Source organism: Arthrobacter sp. StoSoilA2 (assembly GCF_019977195.1).
Classification (GTDB): domain Bacteria; phylum Actinomycetota; class Actinomycetes; order Actinomycetales; family Micrococcaceae; genus Arthrobacter.
The window spans coordinates 1702411-1726256 of sequence record NZ_AP024643.1; the positions used below are offsets into that span (position 1 = coordinate 1702411).

At 62.0% G+C, this 23846-nt stretch carries 23 protein-coding genes; 12 read left to right on the plus strand and 11 right to left on the minus strand.

The genetic code is table 11. From position 1 onward, the window contains the following. The first annotated feature begins 2 nt into the window (after positions 1 to 2). Genes LDN82_RS07810 through LDN82_RS07835 form a run of 6 tightly spaced genes read left to right on the plus strand, consistent with a single transcriptional unit; the run spans position 3 to position 6325 of the window. Positions 3 to 2204 (plus strand): biotin carboxylase N-terminal domain-containing protein, encoded by a 2202-nt coding sequence (locus tag LDN82_RS07810; protein WP_224166961.1) that lies wholly within the window; start codon positions 3 to 5, stop codon positions 2202 to 2204. Then, complete coding sequence (locus LDN82_RS07815; RefSeq protein WP_224092238.1) at positions 2201 to 3364, plus strand: acyl-CoA dehydrogenase family protein; 1164 nt, start codon at positions 2201 to 2203, stop codon at positions 3362 to 3364. Before LDN82_RS07810 ends, LDN82_RS07815 begins: the two co-directional genes overlap by 4 nt. 20 nt (positions 3365 to 3384) lie before the next feature. Continuing rightward, a complete protein-coding gene (locus LDN82_RS07820) occupies positions 3385 to 4173 on the plus strand; it encodes a CoA transferase subunit A (protein WP_224166962.1) in 789 nt (262 codons plus the stop codon). Next, the gene (locus LDN82_RS07825) at positions 4170 to 4922 is read left to right on the plus strand and encodes a CoA transferase subunit B (RefSeq protein WP_275965343.1); all 753 of its coding nucleotides are present in this window, start codon (positions 4170 to 4172) and stop codon (positions 4920 to 4922) included. The genes LDN82_RS07820 and LDN82_RS07825 overlap by 4 nt, the downstream gene beginning before the upstream one ends. Next, on the plus strand, positions 4919 to 5404 hold the full coding sequence (locus LDN82_RS07830; protein WP_223948528.1) for a MaoC family dehydratase: 486 nt from the start codon (positions 4919 to 4921) through the stop codon (positions 5402 to 5404). The genes LDN82_RS07825 and LDN82_RS07830 overlap by 4 nt, the downstream gene beginning before the upstream one ends. A gap of 45 nt (positions 5405 to 5449) precedes the next feature. Next, the gene (locus LDN82_RS07835) at positions 5450 to 6325 is read left to right on the plus strand and encodes a CoA ester lyase (protein WP_224166963.1); all 876 of its coding nucleotides are present in this window, start codon (positions 5450 to 5452) and stop codon (positions 6323 to 6325) included. A 70-nt stretch (positions 6326 to 6395) separates the two neighbouring features. Here LDN82_RS07835 and LDN82_RS07840 read toward each other — a convergent pair whose 3' ends face one another. The 7 genes from LDN82_RS07840 to LDN82_RS07870 are packed head-to-tail and all read right to left on the minus strand — an operon-like array spanning position 6396 to position 13711. Next, positions 6396 to 7499 (minus strand): Gfo/Idh/MocA family oxidoreductase, encoded by a 1104-nt coding sequence (locus LDN82_RS07840; RefSeq protein ID WP_224166964.1) that lies wholly within the window; start codon positions 7497 to 7499, stop codon positions 6396 to 6398. Further along, complete coding sequence (locus LDN82_RS07845) at positions 7484 to 8185, minus strand: ThuA domain-containing protein (RefSeq protein ID WP_224166965.1); 702 nt, start codon at positions 8183 to 8185, stop codon at positions 7484 to 7486. The genes LDN82_RS07840 and LDN82_RS07845 overlap by 16 nt, the downstream gene beginning before the upstream one ends. A gap of 57 nt (positions 8186 to 8242) precedes the next feature. Continuing rightward, positions 8243 to 9247, minus strand: a complete 1005-nt coding sequence (locus LDN82_RS07850; protein WP_224166966.1) for a sugar phosphate isomerase/epimerase family protein — start codon at positions 9245 to 9247, stop codon at positions 8243 to 8245. A gap of 11 nt (positions 9248 to 9258) precedes the next feature. Next, on the minus strand, positions 9259 to 10518 hold the full coding sequence (locus tag LDN82_RS07855) for a Gfo/Idh/MocA family oxidoreductase (protein WP_224166967.1): 1260 nt from the start codon (positions 10516 to 10518) through the stop codon (positions 9259 to 9261). A 34-nt stretch (positions 10519 to 10552) separates the two neighbouring features. Beyond that, positions 10553 to 11458 carry a carbohydrate ABC transporter permease gene (locus LDN82_RS07860; RefSeq protein ID WP_224166968.1) on the minus strand — a complete coding sequence of 302 codons (906 nt, stop codon included), beginning with the start codon at positions 11456 to 11458 and terminating at the stop codon, positions 10553 to 10555. Between the two features lies 1 nt (position 11459). After that, on the minus strand, positions 11460 to 12389 hold the full coding sequence (locus tag LDN82_RS07865; protein WP_224092251.1) for a sugar ABC transporter permease: 930 nt from the start codon (positions 12387 to 12389) through the stop codon (positions 11460 to 11462). Beyond that, positions 12386 to 13711, minus strand: coding sequence for an extracellular solute-binding protein (locus tag LDN82_RS07870; RefSeq protein ID WP_224166969.1), 1326 nt, complete (start codon positions 13709 to 13711; stop codon positions 12386 to 12388). The genes LDN82_RS07865 and LDN82_RS07870 overlap by 4 nt, the downstream gene beginning before the upstream one ends. Before the next feature lie 247 nt (positions 13712 to 13958). Here LDN82_RS07870 and LDN82_RS07875 point away from each other — a divergent pair, with 247 nt between their 5' ends. Next, a complete protein-coding gene (locus LDN82_RS07875) occupies positions 13959 to 15053 on the plus strand; it encodes a LacI family DNA-binding transcriptional regulator (RefSeq protein WP_224166970.1) in 1095 nt (364 codons plus the stop codon). On the opposite strand, the gene LDN82_RS07880 is transcribed toward LDN82_RS07875, so the two are convergent. Continuing rightward, entirely contained in the window at positions 15050 to 16528 is a 1479-nt protein-coding gene (locus tag LDN82_RS07880; protein ID WP_224166971.1) for a lipase maturation factor family protein, read from the minus strand. The two genes, LDN82_RS07875 and LDN82_RS07880, sit on opposite strands and share 4 nt — an antisense overlap. Positions 16529 to 16628: 100 nt before the next feature. Here LDN82_RS07880 and dxr point away from each other — a divergent pair, with 100 nt between their 5' ends. From dxr to LDN82_RS07905, 5 genes are all read left to right on the plus strand, one after another. Then, the gene (gene dxr / locus LDN82_RS07885) at positions 16629 to 17813 is read left to right on the plus strand and encodes a 1-deoxy-D-xylulose-5-phosphate reductoisomerase (protein ID WP_224166972.1); all 1185 of its coding nucleotides are present in this window, start codon (positions 16629 to 16631) and stop codon (positions 17811 to 17813) included. A 45-nt stretch (positions 17814 to 17858) separates the two neighbouring features. Continuing rightward, entirely contained in the window at positions 17859 to 19190 is a 1332-nt protein-coding gene (locus tag LDN82_RS07890) for a site-2 protease family protein (RefSeq protein WP_224166973.1), read from the plus strand. Between the two features lie 73 nt (positions 19191 to 19263). Next, the gene (locus LDN82_RS07895; RefSeq protein WP_224166974.1) at positions 19264 to 19557 is read left to right on the plus strand and encodes a YciI family protein; all 294 of its coding nucleotides are present in this window, start codon (positions 19264 to 19266) and stop codon (positions 19555 to 19557) included. A gap of 49 nt (positions 19558 to 19606) precedes the next feature. After that, the gene (gene ispG, locus LDN82_RS07900) at positions 19607 to 20773 is read left to right on the plus strand and encodes a flavodoxin-dependent (E)-4-hydroxy-3-methylbut-2-enyl-diphosphate synthase (protein WP_216925300.1); all 1167 of its coding nucleotides are present in this window, start codon (positions 19607 to 19609) and stop codon (positions 20771 to 20773) included. Beyond that, the gene (locus tag LDN82_RS07905) at positions 20736 to 21614 is read left to right on the plus strand and encodes a GNAT family N-acetyltransferase (RefSeq protein ID WP_224167497.1); all 879 of its coding nucleotides are present in this window, start codon (positions 20736 to 20738) and stop codon (positions 21612 to 21614) included. Before ispG ends, LDN82_RS07905 begins: the two co-directional genes overlap by 38 nt. A gap of 60 nt (positions 21615 to 21674) precedes the next feature. Here the strand turns inward: LDN82_RS07905 and LDN82_RS07910 are convergent, their stop codons facing one another. Genes LDN82_RS07910 through LDN82_RS07920 form a run of 3 tightly spaced genes read right to left on the minus strand, consistent with a single transcriptional unit; the run spans position 21675 to position 23796 of the window. Then, positions 21675 to 22286: a TetR family transcriptional regulator gene (locus LDN82_RS07910; protein ID WP_224166975.1), complete on the minus strand. Its 612-nt coding sequence runs from the start codon at positions 22284 to 22286 to the stop codon at positions 21675 to 21677. After that, positions 22283 to 23026 (minus strand): ABC transporter permease, encoded by a 744-nt coding sequence (locus LDN82_RS07915; protein WP_224092267.1) that lies wholly within the window; start codon positions 23024 to 23026, stop codon positions 22283 to 22285. The genes LDN82_RS07910 and LDN82_RS07915 overlap by 4 nt, the downstream gene beginning before the upstream one ends. 8 nt (positions 23027 to 23034) lie before the next feature. Then, complete coding sequence (locus LDN82_RS07920) at positions 23035 to 23796, minus strand: ABC transporter ATP-binding protein (protein ID WP_224166976.1); 762 nt, start codon at positions 23794 to 23796, stop codon at positions 23035 to 23037. Between the last annotated feature and the right edge of the window lie 50 nt (positions 23797 to 23846).

Consider the following 23846-nt stretch of genomic DNA (forward strand, 5'->3'; position numbering starts at 1 on the left):
CCATGACTCTGCCAACCACCACCGCACCGGCCGCCACCGCGGCATCCCGTCCGTTCAGCGCCGTCCTCGTTGCCAACCGTGGTGAGATCGCCTGCCGCGTGATCCGGACCCTGAGGGACATGGGCATCCGCTCCATTGCCGTCTATTCGGACGCGGACAAGCACGCCAAGCACGTGGCCCTTGCCGATACCGCAGTGGCGATCGGGGGCACGGCGCCCTCGGAGAGCTACTTGAAAATCGAGGCCATCATCGATGCCTGCCGCCGCAGCGGTGCGGAGGCCGTCCACCCCGGATACGGCTTCCTGTCCGAGAATGTGGAGTTCGCCAAAGCCCTTGACGCGGCGGGGATAACGTTCATCGGACCGGGCATTGACGCGATCGAGGTCATGGGTGACAAGATCCGATCCAAAAACCACGTCATGGCCTACGACGTCCCGTGCGTACCCGGAATCGCAGTACCCGGACTCACGGACCAGGAACTAATCGACGCTGCGCCGTCCGTAGGTTTTCCTTTGCTCATCAAGCCCTCGGCAGGCGGCGGCGGCAAAGGGATGCACATCGTGGAGCGGCCCGAAGACATGGCTGCCACGCTGCAGACCGCACGGCGCGTGGCAGCTTCGGCGTTCGGCGATGACACCCTGTTCCTGGAGCGGCTCATCAAGGCACCCCGCCACATCGAGGTCCAGGTCCTCGCGGATAAGCACGGCAACGTCATCCACCTGGGCGAGCGCGAATGTTCCCTCCAACGCCGCCATCAGAAAGTGATCGAGGAAGCTCCTTCGGCACTCTTCGAATCGCTGGCGGACGGCCCGGCCGAACGGGCCCGCATTGGAGAAGCAGCCTGCAACGCAGCACGCTCGGTCAAATACAGCGGTGCCGGCACCGTGGAATTCCTGGTGTCCGACGAACATCCCGATGAGTTCTTCTTCATGGAGATGAACACGCGCTTGCAGGTGGAGCACCCCGTCACCGAAATGGTCACCGGGATAGACCTCGTTGAATGGCAGGTGCGGATCGCCGCCGGTGAGGTGCTCACCGTTGCGCAGTCCGACGTCGTTCTTGAAGGCCACGCCGTAGAGGCGCGCGTCTATGCAGAAGTACCGGAACGGAACTTCATGCCCTCGATGGGGCGCGTCGTTGCGCTCGCCGAGAATGGCGGGGCGGATCCCAAGGTGCTCGGCGAGCAACGCTCCAACGCGAACGTCCGGATCGACTCCGCTATGCGCGAGGACCTTGAGATCACCGGCGACTACGATCCCATGCTGGCCAAGGTCATCGCCTGGGGCGACAACCGCGCCGCTGCGCTGGACACCTTGGACGCTGCCCTGGGCAGGTACACGCTCCTGGGCTTGGACACGAACGTGGAATATCTCCGGCTGCTGATCAATGATCCTGACGTCCGCGACGGCCACCTGGACACGGGACTGATCGAGCACAAGCTGCCGTCCATGGAATTCAGGCACGTCGGCGCCAACGAGTTGATCGCTGCAGCCCTGGCGCTGTGGCTCGAAAAGAAGGAAAACTCCGGGGCCTTCATGCTCGCCGGTAGCGCCTGGAGTTCGCCGGACTCGTGGCGGATCGGCCAGCGGGCCGCTTGGCGAGCCAGCTTCGGACTGCCAGGGGGCGGCACCGCCACAGTCGCGTTGACGGAGGACTCCGGCACTTTCGCGGCAATCATCGACGACGGCCCTGAAACCGGCGGGGCCGCCAAGGTCACAGTGGTGGAGCGCACCGGTGACGGCATCGTCCTGGAGGTCGACGGCGGTCGGGTCACCTACGCGGTTGGTCTATCACCAGCAGACGTGAGCGGGATCCGGGACATCTACCTTGGCAACGACGGCTGGTCCTGCCGTCTGGAAGTCCTGGACCGCGCCGAACGTCTTCAGAGGATGCTGGCAGGCATCCAGCGCGAAGAAGGTGCTGCGGACCCGGAGGTGCGCTCGCCGATGCCCGGAACGGTGGTTTCCGTGGCAGTTGCCAGCGGCGACATGGTCCAGGAGGGACAGCCGCTCCTGTCGGTCGAAGCCATGAAAATGGAGCACCAACTGGTGGCATCGGTTGCCGGAACCGTCCACCTCACCAGCAAACCGGGCGACCTGGTCAAAGCCGACCAGGTGCTCGCCACTATCCACGCGGCAGCCCCTCTGGAGGGGCCCGCAGAAACAGACAAGCCCGCAGAAACAGACAAGGAAGTCCAGCTATGAGCAGTTTTGACCTCAACGAGGAATACCAGGACCTCAGTGATTCCGTCCGCGAATTCGCCGACGAAGTGGTGGCACCCGTATCTGCCAAACACGATGAAGAACACAGCTTCCCCTATGAAGTCATCAAGCAGATGGGGGAGATGGGGCTGTTTGGCCTTCCGTTCCCGGAGGAGTTCGGCGGAATGGGCGGGGACTATTTTGCCCTGGCGCTGGCTTTGGAGCAGTTGGGCCGGGTTGACCAGTCCGTGGCAATCACCCTTGAGGCCGGCGTGTCCCTGGGCGCCATGCCGGTGTACCGGTTCGGCACGCAGGAACAGAAGGAGCGCTGGCTTCCGGAGCTGGCATCCGGACGATCCTTGGCCGGATTCGGGTTGACTGAGCGGGAAGCCGGTTCCGATGCGGGCGGTACCAAGACCCACGCCCACGTGGACAACGGGGAATGGGTCATCAACGGAAACAAGGAGTTCATCACGAACTCCGGCACGGACATCACCACCTTGGTCACGGTCACCGCCGTCACGGGCAAGACGGAAAACGCGGACGGCAGCACCAGGAAAGAGATCTCCACCATTCTGGTTCCCACCGAAACCCCGGGCTTCAAGGCAGAGCGGGCCTACAACAAGGTGGGCTGGAATGCGTCGGACACGCATCCGCTGACGTTGGACAACGTCCGGGTTCCTGAGGCGAACCTCCTGGGCCAGCGGGGCAGGGGGTATGCCAACTTCCTGTCGATTCTTGACGAGGGCCGCATTGCCATTGCCGCTTTGGGCACGGGCGCGGCCCAGGGTTGTGTGGACCTTTCGGTGAAGTATGCCAAGGAACGCACCGCCTTTGGCCAGAACATCGGCAAGTACCAGGCCATCCAATTCAAGATCGCAAGGATGCAGGCCAGGGCCCATACGGCTCGTTTGGCCTATTACGATGCCGCGGCAAGGATGCTGGCCGGCAAGCCGTTCAAGACTGAAGCGGCCATCGCTAAGATGGTCGCAGGCGAGGCAGCCATGGACAACGCACGGGACGCCACCCAGGTGTTCGGTGGCTATGGCTTCATCAACGAATTCACGGTGGCGCGCCATTACCGCGACTCCAAGATCCTTGAAGTCGGGGAGGGCACCACCGAGGTTCAGCTGATGCTCATCGCCCGCGAGCTGGGTCTGTAACCGTACGGGAAGGATCAAGGATGATTGACAAGGTTGTTGCCAGCGCCGCGGAAGCGGTGAAGGACATACCGGACGGCGCCTCGCTCGCCGTTGGCGGTTTTGGCTTATGCGGTATCCCCGTGTCACTCATCGACGCACTCCACAGCCAAGGCACCACGGACCTCGAAACCGTCAGCAACAACTGCGGAGTGGACGACTGGGGCCTGGGCATCCTCCTCAGGGACGGACGTATCCGCCGTACCATCAGCTCGTACGTGGGTGAGAACAAGGAATTCGCCAGGCAGTACCTCGCCGGTGAACTGGAGGTAGTCCTCACGCCGCAGGGAACACTCGCCGAGAAACTGCGGGCCGGCGGTGCAGGCATTCCCGCTTTCTATACGAAGGCCGGTGTGGGCACCCAGGTGTCCGAGGGCGGCTTGCCGCAAAAGTACGACGCCGAGGGGAACGTTGCGATCGCCTCCTCGCCGAAGGAGGTGCGCACCTTCAATGACGCCGACTATGTGCTGGAAGAGTCGCTGACTCCGGACTTCGGCTTGGTCCATGCGTGGAAGGGGGACCGCCACGGCAACCTCGTTTTCCATGCAACAGCCATGAACTTCAACCCGCTCTGTGCCATGGCTGCCAGGACAACAATCGCCGAGGTCGAAGAGCTTGTGGAAACCGGCGAGCTGGATCCGGAGCACATCCATACCCCTGGTATTTTCGTCCAGCGGGTGGTGGTGGCTCCCACAATGGAGAAGCGGATTGAGAAACGGACGGTGGCCCTGACCACCAGCCAGGCAACCGGGCAGGCAGGAGCAGCACAGTGAACGACAACTCGTATCATGACATCCCGCCCCGCCCCGAAGCCGTGAGGCACGAGTACCGGCGTGCCGACGTCGACCATCACGAGGCCAAAGGCTGGAGCCGCAACGAACTTGCCGCACGCGTAGCCCGGGAACTCACCAACGGTCAGTATGTGAACCTGGGGATCGGGATGCCCACCCTGATCCCCAACTACATTCCCGCGGGTGTGGAAGTGATCCTCCATTCCGAGAACGGCATTCTGGGCGTTGGCCCGTACCCTGCCGAGGACCAGGTTGACCCGGACCTCATCAACGCCGGCAAGGAAACTGTCACCACCAAACCGGGGGCTGCATTCTTCGATTCGGCCTCGTCCTTTGGCATGATCCGGGGCGGCCACGTGGATGTGGCGGTCCTGGGGGCCATGGAAGTGGCAGCCAACGGTGATCTTGCCAACTGGATGATCCCCGGAAAAATGGTCAAGGGCATGGGTGGGGCCATGGACCTCGTGTTCGGCGCCAAGAAGGTGATCGTCATGATGGAGCATGTGGACCGCAACGGCAGGCCCAAAATCGTCAAGGACTGCACCCTGCCCCTCACGGGCAAAGGCTGCGTGGACCGGATCATCACCGACCTTGCCGTGATCGACGTCGTCAAGGACGAAGGGGAGCCGCGGTTGGTCCTTCGTGAGCTCGCCCCCAACGTCACTTTGGACGATGTAGTGGCTGCCACCGGGGCTGAACTCTTCGAAGAGGACCAGGAACTCACCGTATGACGCGTGTTGTTGAGCAGCGTGGACTGTACTTCGATGAGCTTGAAGAGGGCGTGATCTACGCCCACAAGCCCGGACGAACCGTGACGGAGACGGACAACGTCCTTTTCACTACTTTGACCATGAACACCCAGGCGCTGCACCTGGATGCAGCCTGGAGTTCCGCGCAGCCATTCGGGCAGCGGCTGATGAACTCGATGTTCACCTTGTCCACAATGGTGGGGCAGTCAGTGACCCAACTGACGCAGGGCACCATCATCGCCCAGCTGGGGCTGACGGATGTCACCTTTCCCCACCCGCTCTATCACGGGGATACCCTGTACACGGAAACGGTGATCACCGCCAAAAGGTTGTCGTCCTCGCGTCCTGGCCAAGGTGTGGTGACCATGCAACATACTGGCAGGAACCAGGACGGGGTGGTGGTGGCACTTGCCACGCGTACCTGCTTGATGTGGACCCAGGAAGCACACGCCGCACAGTCCTAGGCTGTTTTCCACATTTGTCAGCATTCCAGCAGCAAGGAACCGTTCATGCCTTCTTCCGACTCGTCACTCCACGGAGCCGTTACGCCGTTCACCATGGGGCCGGCACTCCTGTTTTGCCCAGCTGACCGGCCGGAGCGTTTCGGCAAGGCGGCGGAGCGCTCGGATGCCGTGATCCTTGACCTCGAAGATGCCGTGGCTCCGGGGGACAAGCAGCGGGCCCGGGGCGCGATCCTCGCGCAGCTCGGATCCGAAGGAGAGACTGCTGAGCTGGACCCCAGCAGGACGATTATCCGCGTCAACCCGGCGGGCTCCGCAGAATTCGAGAAGGACCTGCACAGCCTTGCGCACGCTCCCTACCGCACCGTCATGCTCGCCAAAGCGGAGAGTGCTGAGCAGCTCAGGGCACTTGAGGGCTACCGCGTGATTGCTCTCTGCGAAACAGCGGCCGGCATCGTCAATGCTGCAGCCATCGCCGCGGAACCCAACGTGGTTGCCCTGATGTGGGGCGCGGAGGACCTGCTGGCTTCCCTGGGCGGCCTCTCCAGCAGGAACGACGACGGCGGCTACCGGGCCGTGGCACTGCACTCACGGTCCGCTGTGCTGCTTGCTGCCAAAGCCGCCGGCAAGGAAGCCATCGACTCCGTCTATGTGAACATCCCCGATCTCCAGGGCCTGTCTGTTGAATCCCTTGACGCCGTGGCCAGTGGTTTCGGTGCCAAGGCGTGCATCCACCCCAGCCAGGTGGCAACCGTACGGGAAGCCTACGCGCCCACGCCCGAAGCCGTGACCGAGGCCGCCGAGCTTCTCGATGCAGCATCTGCGGCCGGAACGGGCGTCTTCCAGTTCAAGGGCAAGATGATCGACGGCCCTATTCTTAAGCACGCCGAGGCAACACTGCGCCGGGCCCGCCACGTGAAGTGACAGTTGAACCCACGCGTTCGTGGGAAAACCGAACTGTGGGTTCAACTCTCACCTCGGCGTGCCCTCAGCGCTAGGCGCGTACCGGCGTCGTGAGTTCTGCCAGTTCCACCATGTCCGGACGCTTGACGGTGCTCTGGATGGCTACCGCCTGTCCGGTCTTGGCGGATTCCAGCACAGACTCCATGACCTCAAGGGCATGGAAGGCGAGTTGGCCACCCGCGCGGGGCTCTTGTCCCGCCGGAGTTGCTGACAAATCGGCGATGCCGAAGCCGCGGCCGGCGTCGACGTAACCCGCGGATACGGGGAGGGTTTTCCAGTCGTCGGCTCCCAACTCGAACAACTGCACGTCGCCGTCGAAGTGGTTGGGATCCGGAACAACGAGCGACCCCTTCTCCCCATGGATTTCGATGTTGGGGCTCTTGGTCTTGACGGCGTCGAAGCTCATGAACAGCGTCGACAGGGCGCCGGATGCGTGCACCAGTACACCTGTGACATGGGAATCGATCTCCACCGGCACTTTTTGCCCCTCGCGGGGACCGGAGCCAATGGTTCGTTCGCTGCGCGTGTGGCTGGCCGCGCCCACCACGGACACTATGGGGCCAAGCAGCGTGACCAGAGCGGATACGTAGTAGGGGCCCATGTCCAGCAGCGGACCCCCGCCGGGCTGGTAGTAGAAATCGGGGTTCGGATGCCAGCGCTCATGCCCGGGCGTAGCCATTGTGGCGGTCGCCGAAACCGGAGCGCCAATCAGGCCGTCGTCGATCGCTTTGCGCGCTGTCTGAATGCCGGTACCCAGCACGGTGTCGGGAGCGCAGCCGACAGCCACGCCTGCCGCGGCGGCGGCGTCGAGTACTTGCCGGGCCTCGGCGGTGGTCGCTGCCAGCGGCTTCTCGCCGTACACGGACTTGCCCGCGGCAATGGCCTTGAGCGCGACGTCGGCATGCGCTGCCGGAATGGTCAGGTTCAGGACGAGCTCGACGTCCTCTGCGGCCAGCAGCTCGTCCACCGACAGAGCACGGACGCCGTCGTAAGAGTCGGCAACTGCTTGGGCCCGGGCGGGATCAAGGTCCGCGACGGCCACGAGGTTGATCGCATCCAGTCGGCGGAAGTTCGTCAGGTACTGGGCGATGATGGCGCCACAGCCAATGATTCCTACATTTAGCGGGATGCCCACAGCATGCCCCTTTCGATGATGGTGCGGACGTTGCTGTCCTGGAGGATTTCGACTCGGTGGCCGGGAGTGGAAACGAAGATTCTTCCCTTGCCCCATTGCCTGGTCCAGATGGCGGGGGAGGTCACTTCACGGTTCCAGGGGTCCCATTCGCGTACTTTTTGCGTAGTGGTCGCCAGGACGTCGATGTAGTCGTCGGCCAGAACCCAATACTGCTCGGTGACGAGGTCAAAGTCTGCGATTCCCTGGGTAATGGGATGCTCTGCTGCGGCTGGGAGCATGTTCACCGTGTAGGGAACATAGTTGTCCGACTGTTCCCCGGTCCGTTCGTCTTCATGCTTGCCCGGGTGGCAGGCGAACTGGCCCCCGATCAAGTGCAGGTAGTCCGAAGTGTTGCGGTAGGAATCGGCGATCCCGCCATGCCATCCGGCAAGCCCCGTGCCATTTTCGACGGCGGCGCGGAGCCCCTCGAACTCGTCCTTTTCGATGGTGGACATCGTCATGCACTGCACGATGAGGTCCACTCCGGCCATGTATTCAGTGTCTGCGTAGATTTTGGGGGATTCCTCCACCCTGACCTCATAGCCGTTCTGTTTGAGGAAGGGGAGGAACAGTTCGGTGGCTTCCACCGGCTGGTGTCCGTCCCAGCCGCCCCGAACCACAAGTGCGGTCTTACTCTTGGTTGTCATGTTTTCCTTTGTATTCTTAAACGTCCGGGTGAGTCTGTTGAGTGTTCGTAAGCGGGTTCAGCGGGCAGCGAAGGCGGCATCGAAAGCCGCAGCCGGGGGACGGATGGCAGCCAACCGGCGGACCATGTCCAACGCTTCCGGAGCGCCGATCAGCCGGTCCATTCCGGCGTCTTCCCATTCGATGCTGGTGGGCCCGGCGTACCCGATCGAGTTGAGCATGCGGAAAATGGGTTCCCAGTTCACGTCGCCATGGCCTGCGGTGACGAAGTCCCAGCCGCGGCGGGGATCCGCCCACGGCAGGTGGGATCCAAGGCGGCCATTGCGTCCGTTGAGTTGGCGTACGGATTCCTTGACATGCACGTGGAAGATCTTGTCCGCGAAGTCCTGGAGGAACATCACGGGGTCAAGGTCCTGCCAGATGAAGTGGGAGGGGTCGAAGTTCAGGCCGAAGTTCTCCCGGTGCCCGATGGCCTCAAGGGTGCGTTTGGCGGTCCAGTAGTCGTAGGCGATCTCCGAAGGATGGACTTCCAAGGCAAATCGGACTCCTACCTCGTCAAAGACATCCAGGATGGGATTCCAACGGTCTGCGAAGTCCTGGTAGCCGCGCTCGATCATGGCTTCGGAAGCCGGCGGGAACATTGCGACGCACTTCCAGATGGACGAGCCCGTGAACCCCGTGACGGTCTTGACGCCAAGCTTTGCCGCCGCAAGCGCAGTGGTCTTCATGGCTTCAGCAGCACGCTGGCGGACGCCCTCAGGATCGCCGTCGCCCCACACGTCCGGTGCCAGGATGTCCCGGTGACGTTCATCGATGGGGTCATCGCAAACTGCCTGCCCGGTGAGGTGGTTGGCGATCGCGTGGACCGATAGGTGGTGCTTCTCCAGGATGTCCAGCCTGCCTTGAAGATACGCGTCGTCCTCGACGATGCGCTGCGGGTCCAGATGATCGCCCCAGCAGGCTATCTCCAGGCCGTCAAAGCCCCATTCGCCAGCCAGGCGCGCTACTTCCTCAAACGGCAGGTCGGCCCACTGGCCGGTAAAAAGGGTGATGGGTCGGGTCATGTTGGTTCCTCTCAGACGTTCTGCCAGCGGCTCGCGTTGCCCGCGCTCGCCTCAACGGCGGCCAGCACCTTTTGAACCTGCAAGGCATCAGAGAACGACGGCGAGGGCTGCTCCCCAGCGCCGATGGCATTCACCAGGTCCACCACCTGGTGGGTGAATCCGTGCTCGTAGCCAAGACCGTGCCCGGTGGGCCACCAATTGCCTGTGTACGGATGGGACGGTTCGGTGACGATGATCTTCCGGAATCCGGCGTCAGGTTCCAGCGCCGAATCGTAGACCTGTAGCGAGTTCATGTCCTCGAAGTCGAAAGCCAGCGAGCCCTTGGTCCCGTTGAGCTCCAGGCGCATGGCGTTCTTGCGGCCCAGGGCAAAGCGAGTGGCTTCGAAGATGCCGATGGGCCCTGCCACAGCGCTGGAACCAGTGCCGGAAGGAGTCCCGACGGCGGTGCCTTCCGTGGCGGTGGTGGCGGCAGCGCCGTCGTCGTGCTTTCCGGCAAAACGGGCGGTGAACAGCGCGGCGTCGTCCACCGTGACCGGGCCCTTGGGAGCGTCCGAACCGCCGCGGCCACCGAGGCCCACGAAGTCACCGCCCACAGGCCGTTCCTTCACGAAGGTTTCCAGCAGCGCCGAGACCCCGGTGATTGTGGAACCCGTGATCCACTGCGCGGCGTCAATGCTGTGGGCACCGATATCGCCAAGGGAACCGGAGCCGGACTTGGACTTGTCCAGGCGCCACGTGAGCGGCGCATCGGCGTCACTGAGCCAGTCCTGCAGGTATTGCGCCCGGACGTGGCGGATATCGCCCAGGCGCCCTTCCTCCACCATCCGCTTTGCCAACGCCAAAGCGGGAGTGCGGCGGTAGCTGAAGCCGCACATGGACAGCACGCCGCGCTGTGCTGCCGCCTGGGCGACGGCTGTCATTTTCTCCGCCTCTTCCACTGAATTGGCCAGTGGCTTTTCGCAGAGAACGTGCTTGCCCGCTTCCAAGGCGGCGATGGCGATCTCGGCGTGCGTGTTTCCGGGGGTGCAGATATCGATGAGGTCAATGTCATCGCGCTCGATCAGCCGGCGCCAGTCGGTTTCCACGGAATCCCAACCGTACTTGCGTGCCGCAGCATTGACGCCTTCTTCGTTGCGGCCGGCGACGGCAGCCAATTCCGGGGCGAGCGGAAGGTCGAAGAACCGCGGAGCAGTGCGCCAAGCGTGGGAGTGGGCGGCACCCATGAAGGAGTAGCCCACCATGCCTACGCGCAGGGGTTTCGGTTCTGACATGTGAAAGTCCTTTCTTGTCTGAATTCGCACCTGGCTACTTGCTGAAGCCTGCGGTCAGGCCACTGACCAGCTGACGGCGTCCAAGGACGTAAATCACCAGGATTGGCAGGGTGCTCAGGACGACAGAGGCCAGTACGGCGGGGATGTTGACGCTGAACTCGCCTTGGAAAGTCCACAGTCCCAAGGGGAGGACACGGAGTCCGGGGCTTTGGGTGAGCACCAAGGGCAGCAGGAATCCGTTCCAGACATGCAAGCCGTTGTAAATTGCCACGGTTACTATCGCCGGGCGGGTCAAGGGCAGCGCCAACCTCCACATCGTCTGCCAATCACTGCAGCCGTCCAGGCGCATTGATTCGAACAATTCGTTCGGCACATCGCGGATGAAGTTGGACAGGATCAGGACCGTCAACGGAATGGCGAACGCTACGGAGGGAAGCATGATGGCAAGGAGGCTGTCATACAGATTCAGCCGGATGATCATCAGGTAAATCGGAATGATGGTCGCCTGGAGCGGAATCGCCAAGCCCATCAGGAACATGCCGTTGACAAACTTCAGGTACCGGCCGCGACCACGAACGATCGCGAAGGCAGCCATGAAGGAGATCAACACCGTGGGGATCACGGAGCCAAGTGTGACGATCACGCTGTTCATGAAGTACGTCGTGAAGTTCGCCTCGAGAACCAGTTGGTAGTTCTCCAACGTAGGAGCCGTCGGGAGGGCCAGCGGATTCTGCCCAAAGTACCCTTCGGAGGTCTTCAGGCTGGTGATGACGATGTAATAGATCGGCACAATGATGATGGCCAGCCATATCCAACCGCCGAGGCCGCCGGGAATGTTCAGCCGCCTGACCCGTGAACCAAGGCTCTGCTTGGCCTTCATGGAATGGCCCGGGGGAGTGGCCGGAGCGGTTTTCGAATCGCTTTGAAGGACAGTGCTCACCTTACAAACCTTCCAATTGGCTGCCCTGCTTGTCCTTGCCTCCAAGGCGCTGGAGGAACAAGGCAAGGACAAGGCCTATAACGACGAGGATGACGGCGATGACACTTGCCGGGCCCATCAGGTTGGCCCGGAAGCCGCGCAAGTACATGTCCAAGGCCAGGATGCGGGTGGAATTACCAGGCCCGCCACCGGTGAGGACGAAGATGAGGTCGAAGTACGTCAGCGATCCTACGACCATCAGGGTGGACGAGGTGATGATGGTGTATTTCAGCTGCGGAAGCGTGATGTGGAAGAACTGCTTAATGATTCCCGCACCATCGATCTGAGCTGCCTCGTACAAGGATTTGGGGATTTGCCGCACGCCACCTTGATAGATGAGTGTGTGGAAGGGCACGAACTGCCAGGCGATCACGAAGATGACCAGGCCCAATGCCAACTGCGGGACGCCCAGCCAGTCCTGGGCCAGGATGGGCAATCCCAGTCCCATGGCCAGGCCAAAGTTAGGGTCCAACAGTGCCTTGTATGCGATGGCAACTGCCGCGGAGGAGAGGAGAAGCGGCAAGAAGTACAACACTGCCAAGGCAGCCCTGTAACGCTGTGTACCTGCCGTGAAGACTCCCAGGAGAAGGCTGATGGGAGTCTGAACCAGCCAGGAGACAATCATGATCAGGAAAGTCAGGCCCAATGCGTTGTACAGTCCAGGGTCGGTGAGTACTGAGGACCAGTTCTCCAGGCCGGCCGCTCCGATGGCGCCGATGCCGTCCCAGTTGGCGAAGCTCAGCACCAGGACACCTACCAGCGGCACGAGCGCAAACACCACGAAGAAGATCAAAGCCGGCACTGTCAGCCAGGCAAGTGCAGATTTTTGCTGCCCGGCCTGCTCGACTTTCCGCGATCCAGTGGCAGCCCTGTGAGTGGTTGTTGAACTCATTTGCCCAGGGTGGCATTCATGTTCTCGGCGAACTGCTGTGGCGTGATCGACTTGAGGAACAGTTGGTCGATGTTGTTGAGCAGGGCCTCGGCCGCAGTCGGGCTCAGGGCTTGATCCCAGGACTGCTGGAAGTTCGGGGCATTCTTGGCCATGTCGTAGACGAAGTTCAGGAAGTCCTTGTCCGGCGACGTTGCGAGCTTGTCTTCAATTCCGTTGACGATCGGGACCGATCCGGAATTGATGTAGGCGTCGATGACCGTATCCGTCATGATGCCGTCCTTGAAGAACTTCTTGGCCGTTTCCTTTTCTTTGTCGGTGGCCTTGGCCGAAATCGACATGTACTGGGCAGGGTTGCCTACGCCATTCTTAGGATCTCCCTTGCCTCCCGGGATTGTCGGGAAGGTGACGAAGCCCAGTTTTCCGTTCTGGACGAAGTTCTGGCCTTCCTTCTTCATAGGTCCGTAGACCCAGGAACCTTGAAGCAACATGGCGGCTTTGCCGGTGAACAACAGCGCCTGGTCTGCCTTCGAATCTGCCGTGATGGAGGAGAAGCCCTTGATGAAGCCGTCGGCGGATACCAGTTCCTGGATCCTGGTTCCCGTTTCGATCACGGCCGGATCCATCCAGGCGTTGGGCTTGCCTTCGAAGATTGCCTTGAACACCTCGGCCCCTCCGATGCGGTCCAGCAGGTATTCCAGCCACATCATCGAGGTCCAGCGGGATTGACCGCCCAAGGAGAACGGGGCTACGCCCATGTCGTTGAAGGTCTTGACCAATGACATGACGTCATCCCAGGTCTTGGGTGGCTGCACCCCGGCCTTTTCAAAGAGCTCTTTGTTGTAGAACAGGACAACAGGGGCCACGTACTGGTTGGGGAGGGCGTAGATCTTGCCGTTGACGGTGGCTGCACCGAACGAAGCGGGGAAGAACTTGTTTTTCAGGTCCGGGTTGGCCTCGAACCAGCTGGTCAGGTCTTCCACCTGGTTGGCCTCGGCGTAGGTCTTCAACGTTCCGCCGCCCCATCCATAAACAATGGTTGGGGCCTGGCCGGCGCCGATCGCGGTTTTGATCTTCGTCTTGTAAGCATCGTTCTGGAAGTACGTCACAGCAATCTTGTTGTCGGGATTCGACGAACCAAAAGCATCGACGGCCTTCTGGATGGTGGTCTGGTTCGGCTCACCGGAGAGGAACCACATGCTGGCTCCTCCTCCGCTCGCGCTGCCCGGTCCGGACGTACCGCAGGCACTGGTTGCCATGACTGCGAATGGTGTAACTGCCGCCAGAGCCAGAAAAGAACGCCGTGATGATTGGAACTGCTTCATTGCTTCTCCATGTGTAGTCGCCTCGTTGGGCACTGCGTGCCCATCTCCCAAAGGAGTGACCGTGTCTCGAAAAATACCGAAATATTTCGCGAATGCTGTTTAGGTCACGGTCTAAACTAAAGTGCATTCGATCACACGTCAAGGCTTACTTCTGCGAGGAGTCGCCTGCTGTTGCGGCGGTGTTGAGCTTTCCGCGGGCATCCCGCATACTCGAACCAAGCCGAAATATTTCGAAAGCAGGGGGACTATGAAACGCGAGCAACGTCCGCTCAAACTCACATTGGCTGCCGTGGCCAAAGAGGTGGGGGTTTCAGCGCCTACGGTTTCCAAGGTGGTGAACGGCAGGGAGGACGTGGCCGAGGAAACCCGGGCGCGCGTGCTTGAGGCCTTGCAACGAACCGGATACAAATCGCCCCTCCAACGCAAAAGCCTTCCGCTCCGGCAGTCAGTTGAAGTGGTTTTCGACTCCCTGAACTCGGCCTACTCCGTGGAAGTCCTCAACGGGGTGATGGAGCATGCGGCGGTCTCGGACATGGAGGTCATCCTCTCGGTGACCAGCAGGCAAACAGCGTCACCCTTGGGACCCGAGGAGCGGGCCCAACGCATTATCGACGAAGGCCGCAGCGGAATGATCGTGGTCACTTCCGCCTTTGGCTCCGCGCAGTTGGAAGCGTTCCAACGCCGCCGGATCCCCATCGTGGTGGTGGACCCCCTCAACCCGCCGCCGGCAGACGTCTTCAGCGTTGGCGCAAGCAACTGGGCCGGAGGCAAGGCCGCGGCTACCCACCTGCTCGGGTTGGGACACCGCAAAATCGCCTATATAGGCGGACCTGCCACGGCTGAATGCAGCCAGGCGCGGCTCCACGGCTATATGGCGGCACTCATGGCAGAGGGCATTGCCGTGGACGACGACTATGTCTCCTCCGGCCCGTTCCGGCCCGAGAACGGTGTGCGGGGCATGAAGGCCCTGCTTGCACTTGAGGATCCGCCCACGGCAGTATTCGCTGGAAGTGACAGCATCGCGCTGGGTGTCCTGGCAGAAGCGCGAAGGCAGAACATCCGGATCCCGGAGGACATGAGCCTCGTCGGTTTCGACGGCACACACCAGGCGGAAGAATCCGTTCCACCCCTGACGTCCGTGTCACAGCCATTGCAGGAGATGGGCCGCTCTGCCCTGCGGTTCATCCTGCGCCAGGTCCGTGGCGAGGACATCGACTCCCGCCGCGTGGAGCTGGCAACGCACCTGGTGGTCCGTGAGTCCACAGCACCACCGCCCGCGTCCCACGCCAAATCCGCTCAGGCCAAACCCGCCGTGCCCGCATCCCAGGCCAGACAACACTAAAGGAGCCGCCGCCGTCGAGGCGTAAGGGAGACCGGCGGAATGGCGTCATACAGGAGCACCCGCACCCAACGCCCACCCGTCTCACGGAACTCCGCACGGCTGGCGAAACGGTAAAGATAGCTGCGTGCACGCACCCAACGCGGGCGTTCGCCGTCGAACGGGTCATGGCGAAGCAGCCCAAGCGTGGGCTTGTCTGCCTCCAACAGCTTCTCCAGGAAGGCGTAGAACCACCCTTCGTGGACGGTCCGCAGGGGCAGGAACCACATGAGCCAATCAAGCCTGAGGTGGTATGGCGCCCACTGCCGCGGGATGCGGCGCACGTCCCCGGGTTTGCCTTTGAAGCCGTACTCCAGCCACTGCTCGTCAGCTGCATCGGGCTCTTCAGCCATGGTGCCTTCGACGACGATCTCGATCCGCTGCTTCGTCACCGTACCGAACGCACCATAGGCATTCACCAGGCGCCAGCGGTTGAAGCTCGCATTCATGAGTTGATGGCGCGAGAACAGGTTCAGAAGCGGCCGGTAGCTGAGGACCAGCAACAGGACCGTCACGGCAAGTACGACGACGAACCACCACGCCGGGGTTTCGGCACCTGCATGCCACTCGAGCGGGATGACGGGAAGAACCCCATGCGCCACCGGATCACTCACTGCAGCGAAGGCAAGGACGATTGCCATCCAGTTCAGCCAGGCAAAATTGCCGCTGCCCACCAACCAAAGCTGCGTCACGACGATGATTCCTGCCGCGATACTGGCCAGCGGTTGCGGCGCGAACAGGAAGAACGGAACCACCAACTGCGCGAAGTGGTTCCCCACCACTTCCACTTTGTGCAGGGGGCGGGGGAGGAGATGGAACTGCCGGCTCAGCGGCCCGGGCATCGGCTGCGTCTCGTGGTGGTAGAGCATCGCGGTCAGGTCGCGCCACTCTCGACCGCCCCTGATTTTGATCATTCCCGCGCCGAACTCAAGCCGGAACACCAGCCAAACAATCAGGACCAGGATGGTGGTGGGCGGTGGAACCTGGTCCGAGCCAAGGAAAGCTACGGTGAAACCGGCCTCCAGCAGCAGGATCTCCCAACCAAAGCCGTAGAACGTCTGGCCCACATTCACGATCGACATGTACAGGAACCAGAGGGTGAGGAACGCCAGCATCGGCAGCCACGGCGGTCCCAGCTGCGGCAGGCCCAACACCAGCAAGGCCGACACGGCAATTCCCACCCAACAGACAGCACGCAGCAGGGCATCCGAGTACCGCCACGAGAAGAGAGTGGGCCGGGCCAGACGGCGTGCCATGTCAAGGAACGACGGGACGGGAAGCAGGCCGTGCTCGCCAAGGAGTGCAGGAAACTGGTTCATGGTGGAGAGGAACGCAACCAGATAAAGGGCGGCAGTTCCGCGTTGCAATACCTGGCGCGCAAATTCGTAGTCCTGCGCGTCAAACCAGTCCTGCGCGTCAAACCAGGCCAGCCACTCCACAATTCCACGTTACGCGCGGGAAAGAAGTGGTCAAGCAGGGTTTTCCACTTAGCCCGATGCTCCGTTCGCAGCCTTCTGCACGTGCTGGGATACTTAAGCAATGCAGCCGCGCAAGATCGTCATCCTCGGGTCCACCGGTTCCATCGGCACACAGGCGATTGACGTCGTCGACGGCGCCCCGCACCTTTTCGAAGTTGTGGCACTGAGCGCCGGCGGCGGGAACCTGGAATTGCTTGCCCATCAAGCTGTGCACACGCGGGCGCAGGCAATCGGCATTGCCCAGGGCGATCCCGAAGCATTGCAGAACCTGATTGACGCCGCCGCTGCCCGAAGCGGCCTGCGCAACTTTGCACCGGAAATTTTCGTTGGACCCGACGCGTCCACCCGCATCGCAGAAGTGGAATGCGACGTCGTTCTCAACGGCATCACCGGTTCCATTGGCCTTGCGCCAACCCTGGCCGCGCTGGCATCCGGTGCCACCTTGGCGCTCGCCAATAAAGAGTCGCTGATTGTCGGTGGTGCCCTGGTAAAAGCAGCTGCCGGACCCGGCCAGATTGTGCCTGTCGATTCCGAACATTCGGCCATCGCCCAGTGCCTGCGTTCGGGTACCGAGCAGGAGGTCGAGAAGTTGATTCTCACGGCGTCCGGCGGACCCTTCCGTGGCCGCAGCCGTGAGCAGCTGCACGATGTCACACCCGCTGAGGCCCTGGCGCATCCAACATGGGATATGGGCCTCATGGTCACCACCAACTCTGCGAGCCTGGTCAACAAGGGCCTTGAAGTGATCGAGGCACATCTGCTCTTCGACGTACCCCTGGACAGGATCGACGTCGTGGTCCATCCGCAGTCGGTGGTCCACTCGATGGTCCAGTTCGTGGATGGGTCCATCATCGCCCAGGCGTCGCCGCCTGACATGCGGCTTCCCATTGCCTTGGGCCTGGGCTGGCCCGGGAGGGTTCCACGGGCAGCACAGCCATGCGACTGGACCCAAGCCACAAGTTGGACGTTCGAACCACTGGACTCAGTTGCGTTTCCGGCCGTGGAGCTCGCCAAGGAGGCCGCGAAGCAGGGCAGCACCTATCCTGCCGTCTTCAACGCGGCCAACGAGGAAGCCGTGGAGGCTTTCCACGCCGGCCGCATCCGCTTCACGGACATCGTGGACACAGTGGAGTCCGTCCTCAGCGAACATTCAGGTTCTTCGGAGCTTACGGTGGAGTCCGTGCTGGATGCTGAGAGCTGGGCACGCACGCGCACCCATGATCGTTTAGCCAACAGCTCCGTATAGCAGAGATACCGGTAAAGAAACCCCTATGGAAGCAGTCCCGTCGGCATGAGTCCCGTCCTTCTTTTCATCCTCGGAGTCGTCTTCGTCGCCATTGGCGTCGCAGTGTCCATCGCTTTGCATGAGGTTGGCCACCTGGTCCCCGCGAAGCTCTTTAAGGTGCGCGTGACCAAGTACATGATTGGTTTCGGGCCCACCTTGTGGTCCAGGAAGAAGGGCGAAACGGAGTACGGCTTCAAGGCCCTTCCTTTGGGCGGCTATGTGGCCATGATCGGCATGTACCCGCCCAACAAAGAAGATGGCGGGGTACGTCCCTCCAGCACGGGCATGTTCCAGACGCTTGCCAGCGAAGCCCGTTCCGTCGCCCACGAAGAAGTTGGCCCCGGGGACGAAGGCAGGGTCTTTTACAAGCTTCCGGTCTGGAAGAAGATCATCGTCATGCTCGGCGGTCCGGCCATGAACATGCTGATCGGTTTGGTTCTCCTTGCCATCCTGCTCATGGGTTTTGGCGTTGCCACGCCCACCACAACCATCGCGGACGTCTCAAAGTGCCAGGTGGCTGCGGGGAAAACGGTGGACCCGGACTCGGCGGACTGCAAGCCAACACCTGCTGCGGCTGCCGGGCTGCAGCCGAACGACGTCGTCAAGACTTTCGACGGCAAGGCTGTCACCAGCTGGGATGAACTCACCGGCTGGATCCGGGCCTCCGCCGGCAAAGCAGTACCCGTCACCGTCGAGCGCAACGGCTCGGAAGTTTCCACCACAGTTACTCCGGTTTTGTCCTCGCGGCCGGTTGTGGGTGCCGATGGACGCCAGGAGCAGGACGCCAACGGCACGCTGAAGTACCAGGAGGTGGGCTTCCTGGGAATCGGCCCGCAGAGCGCCTTGGTTCCCCAGCCGGCGTCGTCGGTTCTTCCCATGGCGGGGGAGAACATCAAGCAGATATCCGGAGTGATCCTTAACCTGCCCGCCCGTGTGGTTGGTGTGGCAAAGGCCGCCTTCAGCGAGGAACCCCGGGATCCCAACGGCCCCATCAGTGTGGTTGGCGTCGGCCGTGTGGCCGGCGAGGTCGCTGCGATGGAAGAGGTCCCCCTCCAGGCGCGCATTGGAACGTTGGTAGGGCTGCTTGCGGGCCTGAACTTCGCGCTGGCCATCTTCAACCTTGTACCCCTGCTGCCTCTCGACGGCGGCCACGTGGCGGGTGCGCTGTATGAGGGGGCCCGGCGCCAGGTGGCCAGGCTGAGGGGAAAGCCGGATCCGGGTGCTTTCGATATCGCAAAGCTGCTTCCTGCCACGTATGTGGTGGCCGCGCTGCTGATGGCCATGGGAGCCCTGCTGATTTACGCGGACATCGTCAAGCCAGTGAATATCTTTGGCTGAGATTCCCGCAGGGACCACTCAGTGGGCTGGAATGGATGGCGGATCATCGGACGCGGCGGGATAGGCTAGCTCCATGACTGTTTTCGCTGTTGAGTATGTATACGTCGCCGAATCCGGCGCCCTCCGCGACGAAGCCCGCCCGGCGCACCGCGCCTGGCTCGGCGACCTCGCAGAAGACGGCACCCTGCTTGCCAGCGGCCCCTACGGTGACGGCGCCGGCGCCCTGCTCATCTTCAAGTCGGCTGATGAAGCCGAACTCAACGACCTCCTGAAGCAGGATCCGTTCGCCGAAGCCGGAGTCATAGCCGGCATCCGCACCACGGAATGGGACCCCATTATCGGCGTCCTGGCTGCCCACGCATCCTAGCTCCCGCGTCCTCCACCACAACGATCCACCCCAAACCCAAGGAGTCCACGTGACCTCGGTCAGCCTGGGAATGCCAGCAGCCCCACCCCCCGTCCTTGCCCCTCGCCGCAAGACGCGGCAGATCAAGGTTGGGTCCGTTGGCGTTGGTTCTGATTCACCCATCAGCGTGCAGTCCATGACTACGACGCCCACCACGGATATCAACGCCACGCTTCAACAGATCGCTGAACTGACGGCCTCGGGCTGCGACATCGTCCGTGTTGCCTGTCCGTCAGCCGACGACGCCGAGGCGTTGCCGATCATTGCCCGCAAATCCCAGATCCCCGTGATTGCCGATATCCACTTCCAGCCGAAGTATGTTTTCGCGGCCATTGAAGCGGGATGCGCAGCGGTCCGTGTGAACCCCGGCAATATCCGGAAGTTCGATGACCAGGTCAAGGAAATCGCCGCAGCCGCGAAAGACCATGGGACGTCCATCCGCATTGGCGTCAACGCCGGCTCCCTGGAACCGGGCATCATGAAGAAGTACGGCAAGGCCACCCCTGAAGCGCTGGTGGAGTCTGCGGTCTGGGAAGCCTCGCTCTTCGAGGAGCACGGGTTCCACGACTTCAAGATCTCCGTGAAGCACAACGACCCCGTGATCATGGTGGCCGCCTACGAGATGCTCGCCGAAAAGGGCGACTGGCCCCTGCACCTTGGCGTGACTGAAGCGGGTCCGGCCTTCCAGGGAACCATCAAGTCCGCAACTGCTTTCGGGGCACTGCTGTCCCGAGGCATCGGCGACACTATCCGCGTTTCCCTCTCGGCGCCACCCGTGGAGGAAATCAAGGTTGGCAACCAGATCCTGCAGTCATTGAACCTGCGTCCACGCAAGCTTGAGATTGTGTCCTGCCCGTCCTGTGGCCGCGCCCAGGTGGACGTGTACACGCTGGCTGAGCAAGTAACCGCCGGCCTTGAGGGGATGGAAATCCCTCTCCGCGTTGCTGTCATGGGTTGTGTAGTCAACGGTCCGGGCGAAGCCCGCGAAGCGGACCTCGGTGTGGCCTCCGGAAACGGTAAAGGCCAGATTTTCGTGAAGGGCGAAGTCATCAAGACAGTGCCTGAAAGCGAAATTGTTGAGACACTGATCGAAGAGGCCATGCGTATCGCTGAAGAGATGGGGGAGGCCGATGGCGAAGATGCTGTCAAGGGTAGCCCCGTGGTTAGCGTCTCGTAACGAGACAGGCCTGGGGGTCAGGGTGCTCGGCAGTGCCGACACCTTGGCCCTTCGCGCGCTTGCGAGCGAAGATCCCGTTGCCAACGTCTTCATCCTGGCGCATCTGGACAGCGTAGGTACGGCAGCGCCCACCAGCGGCGGCGCCAGCGTCTTTGGCGTGTTCGACGACGACACCCTCCTTGGAGCCTGTTGGGCCGGGGCCAATCTGGTCCCGGTGCAACTCGACCCCGGGCTGACCGGATATGTGGCTACGGCGGCCCACCAGTCCGGCAGGCGGTACGCCTCCATCTTCGGGCCGGCGGAAACAGTGCTGGCGCTTTACTCCCGCTTTGAGCAGTTGGGCCACTTCGCGCACGAAGTCCGTTCCAGGCAGCCCCTCTTGACCATTTCCGGTGGCCCGGCCATCGAAGCCAATCCGTTGCTGACCTTCGGCACGATGGCGGACTTCGAACGCATTCTGCCTGCCTGCGCCGCCATGTTCGAAGAAGAAGTTGGCTATTCGCCCTTCCTGGGAGGCCAGGACTTCTACAGCAGGCGCGTTGCGGGGCTCATCCGCCAAGGGCATTCCCTGGTCCACATCGACGCTGCCGGGACAGTTGTCTTCAAGGCAGAGTTGGGTGCAGTTACCCAGGACGTCACCCAGGTCCAGGGCGTATGGATGAATCCGGACATGCGTGGACACCACCAGAGCGCCGGCTACATGGCCGCCGTCGTAAATCTCTCACGTACCTTTGCGCCGGTAACGAGCCTGTACGTCAATGACTACAACGCCAAAGCGCGCGCCACCTACGAAAGAGTCGGCTTCGAGCAAGTCGGTACATTCGCAACGGTCTTGTTTTAGCAGGCAATCCAAGTAGCAGCTGATGCCGTTTTGCCGTCTCTAAACGGCATCAGCTGCTACTTACTTGGGCGGGTTCAGGTTTCCGGTGAGATACCGCTGGATGGTCGGTGCCACCAGGCTCACTACTTCCTCCTGGTCTGCACTCGCCAGGGGTTCGAGCCGGATCACGTAGCGGAGCAGCATCAGTCCCACCACCTGTGTGGCCACCAGATTGCCACGCAGGCGGACTTCCTCAGCGGGGCCTTGCACGCCCACCATGACCCGGGACAGGATGGTCCGGCTCACGGTCTCCCGCAGCAGTGCCGTTTTGGCCTTCGATCCGATGGTGCCCCGAACGAATGCCACCAAGCCGGGTTGCGCCGGGCCCTCCCACAACCGGACAACCGCACGGACAAGCGCTTCTGCCCTCGCCTCCGGTTCCAGGGTTTCAACGCCTGCCAGGACCTGTTCAGGATCGGCAGGCAACTCCACGCTGGAGGCGAACAATTCGTCTTTGCCTTTGAAGAAGTGATGGACCATGGCCGGATCCACTGAGGCTTCCCGCGCCACCTGGCGAAGACTCGTGCCGTCGAACCCTTGCTCTGCGAACAACTTCCGGGCCGCCACCAGAATGGCTTCGCGCGAATGGTCGCTTCCGCTTCGACGGCCGCGGCGCAGGGGTTCCAGGCTCATGAGGTCTGCCGCCTCAGCGTCAACGAGGCAAGGACAAGGACTCCCACCACGATTCCGCCCATCACCAGGGTGTCCTGCCACAGGGCGTCAGTCGCATCGATGTTTCCTGCGATCTCCTGAAGGGCATCAACAGAAAACGTCAGGGGAAGGACGCCGGAGATGGCCTCGAGGACGTCGTTCATCTGCTCCCGGGCAACGAACAGTCCGCAGAGCAGGATCTGCGGCACCACCACTACAGGCATGAACTGGACAGCCTGGAACTCGGTGCGTGCAAAGGCTGAACACAGCAGCCCCAAGGCCACTCCAAGGACAGCGTTGATCACCGCGATCATCACGACGAACCCGGGACTTCCCTTGATGTCGAGATTGAAGATCCAATATGCAACTGCCGTCGCCACCAGGGACTGCAACGCGGCCATGATGGAGAACGCAATGGCGTAGCCGAACAAGAGGTCTGCTTTATGGATGGGTGTGGTGAGGAGTCGTTCCAGGGTCCCGGAGGTTCGTTCCCGCAGCATGGTGATGGACGTGACCAGAAACATGACGACGAACGGGAAGATCGCCAGCATCATCAGGCCGACGCGGTCGAAGGTGCGTGGAAAGCCCGGGGGCAGTGTTTCGTTCTCGAAAAGGTAGTAGACGGCGGTGAGCAGCAGCGCCGGGACCACCATAATGAGCGCCACGCTGCGGTGATCGTGCCGCAGTTGACCAAGGACCCGGGCTGTGGTGGCAAAGGTCATCCGAAGATTCATGATGCCACCTGGCTCTTCTTTGCTGGCTGACCGCTGTCCGGACCACGTTCGGCGTCTTTGATCATGTTCAGGAACGCGCGCTCAAGGTCATTGCTGCGTCCCCGCCTGGCAAGCTCGGCCGGTGTGAGCTGCGCCAGCAGCAGGCCGTCCCGCAGAAGCAGCAACGAGGAACAATGCGACGCTTCCTCCATAACATGGCTGGAAACCAAAAGCGTTGTTCCGCCAGCTGCCATGTCAACGAACCGCTCCCACAACTCCGCACGCAGTACCGGATCCAGGCCCACTGTCGGTTCGTCCAGGACCAGCAGCTTGGGGTGTGCCACCAGCGCGCATGCGAGGGACACGCGGCTGAACTCACCGCCCGAGAGGTTCCCGGCTTTCTGCTTTGCAAACGATTCGAGCCCGACGGCGGCAATCGACTCCGCTACGTCCGTCGCCGTTGCCTTGTGCATGGCACCGAAGTACCTGACGTTGGCTTCGACACTGAGGTCCGCGTAGACGCTGGCGCCTTGGGTGACATACCCGACGTCGTGCCTTAACGGTGCGCTGCCCGCGGGGCGGCCGAGAACGCTGATGGATCCGCGCGTGATTCGCTGGACGCCCACAATGCCGCGCATGAGTGTTGTCTTGCCGCTACCTGACGGGCCGAGCAGTCCCGTGATGCGCCCGCTGCCCACGGCGAAGTCCAGGCCCCGCAAAATTCTTGTCCGGCCCCGGGAGATGTGCAGGTCGGTAGCTTCTATTGCTGCTTGTGACATGGCTGCCTCCGGCCCCACCGAGTAATTCACCAAGTGATGAATTAACGCTA

What these genes read in the sequence shown, in the direction of transcription:
- LDN82_RS07810 (WP_224166961.1), top strand. Translation starts at nt 3, where the DNA reads ATGACTCTGCCAACCACCACCGCACCGGCCGCCACCGCGGCATCCCGT.
- LDN82_RS07815 (WP_224092238.1), top strand. Translation starts at nt 2,201, where the DNA reads ATGAGCAGTTTTGACCTCAACGAGGAATACCAGGACCTCAGTGATTCC.
- LDN82_RS07820 (WP_224166962.1), top strand. Translation starts at nt 3,385, where the DNA reads ATGATTGACAAGGTTGTTGCCAGCGCCGCGGAAGCGGTGAAGGACATA.
- LDN82_RS07830 (WP_223948528.1), top strand. Translation starts at nt 4,919, where the DNA reads ATGACGCGTGTTGTTGAGCAGCGTGGACTGTACTTCGATGAGCTTGAA.
- LDN82_RS07835 (WP_224166963.1), top strand. Translation starts at nt 5,450, where the DNA reads ATGCCTTCTTCCGACTCGTCACTCCACGGAGCCGTTACGCCGTTCACC.
- LDN82_RS07845 (WP_224166965.1), bottom strand. Translation starts at nt 8,185, where the DNA reads ATGACAACCAAGAGTAAGACCGCACTTGTGGTTCGGGGCGGCTGGGAC.
- LDN82_RS07850 (WP_224166966.1), bottom strand. Translation starts at nt 9,247, where the DNA reads ATGACCCGACCCATCACCCTTTTTACCGGCCAGTGGGCCGACCTGCCG.
- LDN82_RS07855 (WP_224166967.1), bottom strand. Translation starts at nt 10,518, where the DNA reads ATGTCAGAACCGAAACCCCTGCGCGTAGGCATGGTGGGCTACTCCTTC.
- LDN82_RS07865 (WP_224092251.1), bottom strand. Translation starts at nt 12,389, where the DNA reads ATGAGTTCAACAACCACTCACAGGGCTGCCACTGGATCGCGGAAAGTC.
- LDN82_RS07870 (WP_224166969.1), bottom strand. Translation starts at nt 13,711, where the DNA reads ATGAAGCAGTTCCAATCATCACGGCGTTCTTTTCTGGCTCTGGCGGCA.
- LDN82_RS07875 (WP_224166970.1), top strand. Translation starts at nt 13,959, where the DNA reads ATGAAACGCGAGCAACGTCCGCTCAAACTCACATTGGCTGCCGTGGCC.
- dxr (WP_224166972.1), top strand. Translation starts at nt 16,629, where the DNA reads ATGCAGCCGCGCAAGATCGTCATCCTCGGGTCCACCGGTTCCATCGGC.
- LDN82_RS07890 (WP_224166973.1), top strand. Translation starts at nt 17,859, where the DNA reads ATGAGTCCCGTCCTTCTTTTCATCCTCGGAGTCGTCTTCGTCGCCATT.
- LDN82_RS07895 (WP_224166974.1), top strand. Translation starts at nt 19,264, where the DNA reads ATGACTGTTTTCGCTGTTGAGTATGTATACGTCGCCGAATCCGGCGCC.
- LDN82_RS07905 (WP_224167497.1), top strand. Translation starts at nt 20,736, where the DNA reads ATGCTGTCAAGGGTAGCCCCGTGGTTAGCGTCTCGTAACGAGACAGGC.
- LDN82_RS07910 (WP_224166975.1), bottom strand. Translation starts at nt 22,286, where the DNA reads ATGAGCCTGGAACCCCTGCGCCGCGGCCGTCGAAGCGGAAGCGACCAT.
- LDN82_RS07915 (WP_224092267.1), bottom strand. Translation starts at nt 23,026, where the DNA reads ATGACCTTTGCCACCACAGCCCGGGTCCTTGGTCAACTGCGGCACGAT.
- LDN82_RS07920 (WP_224166976.1), bottom strand. Translation starts at nt 23,796, where the DNA reads ATGTCACAAGCAGCAATAGAAGCTACCGACCTGCACATCTCCCGGGGC.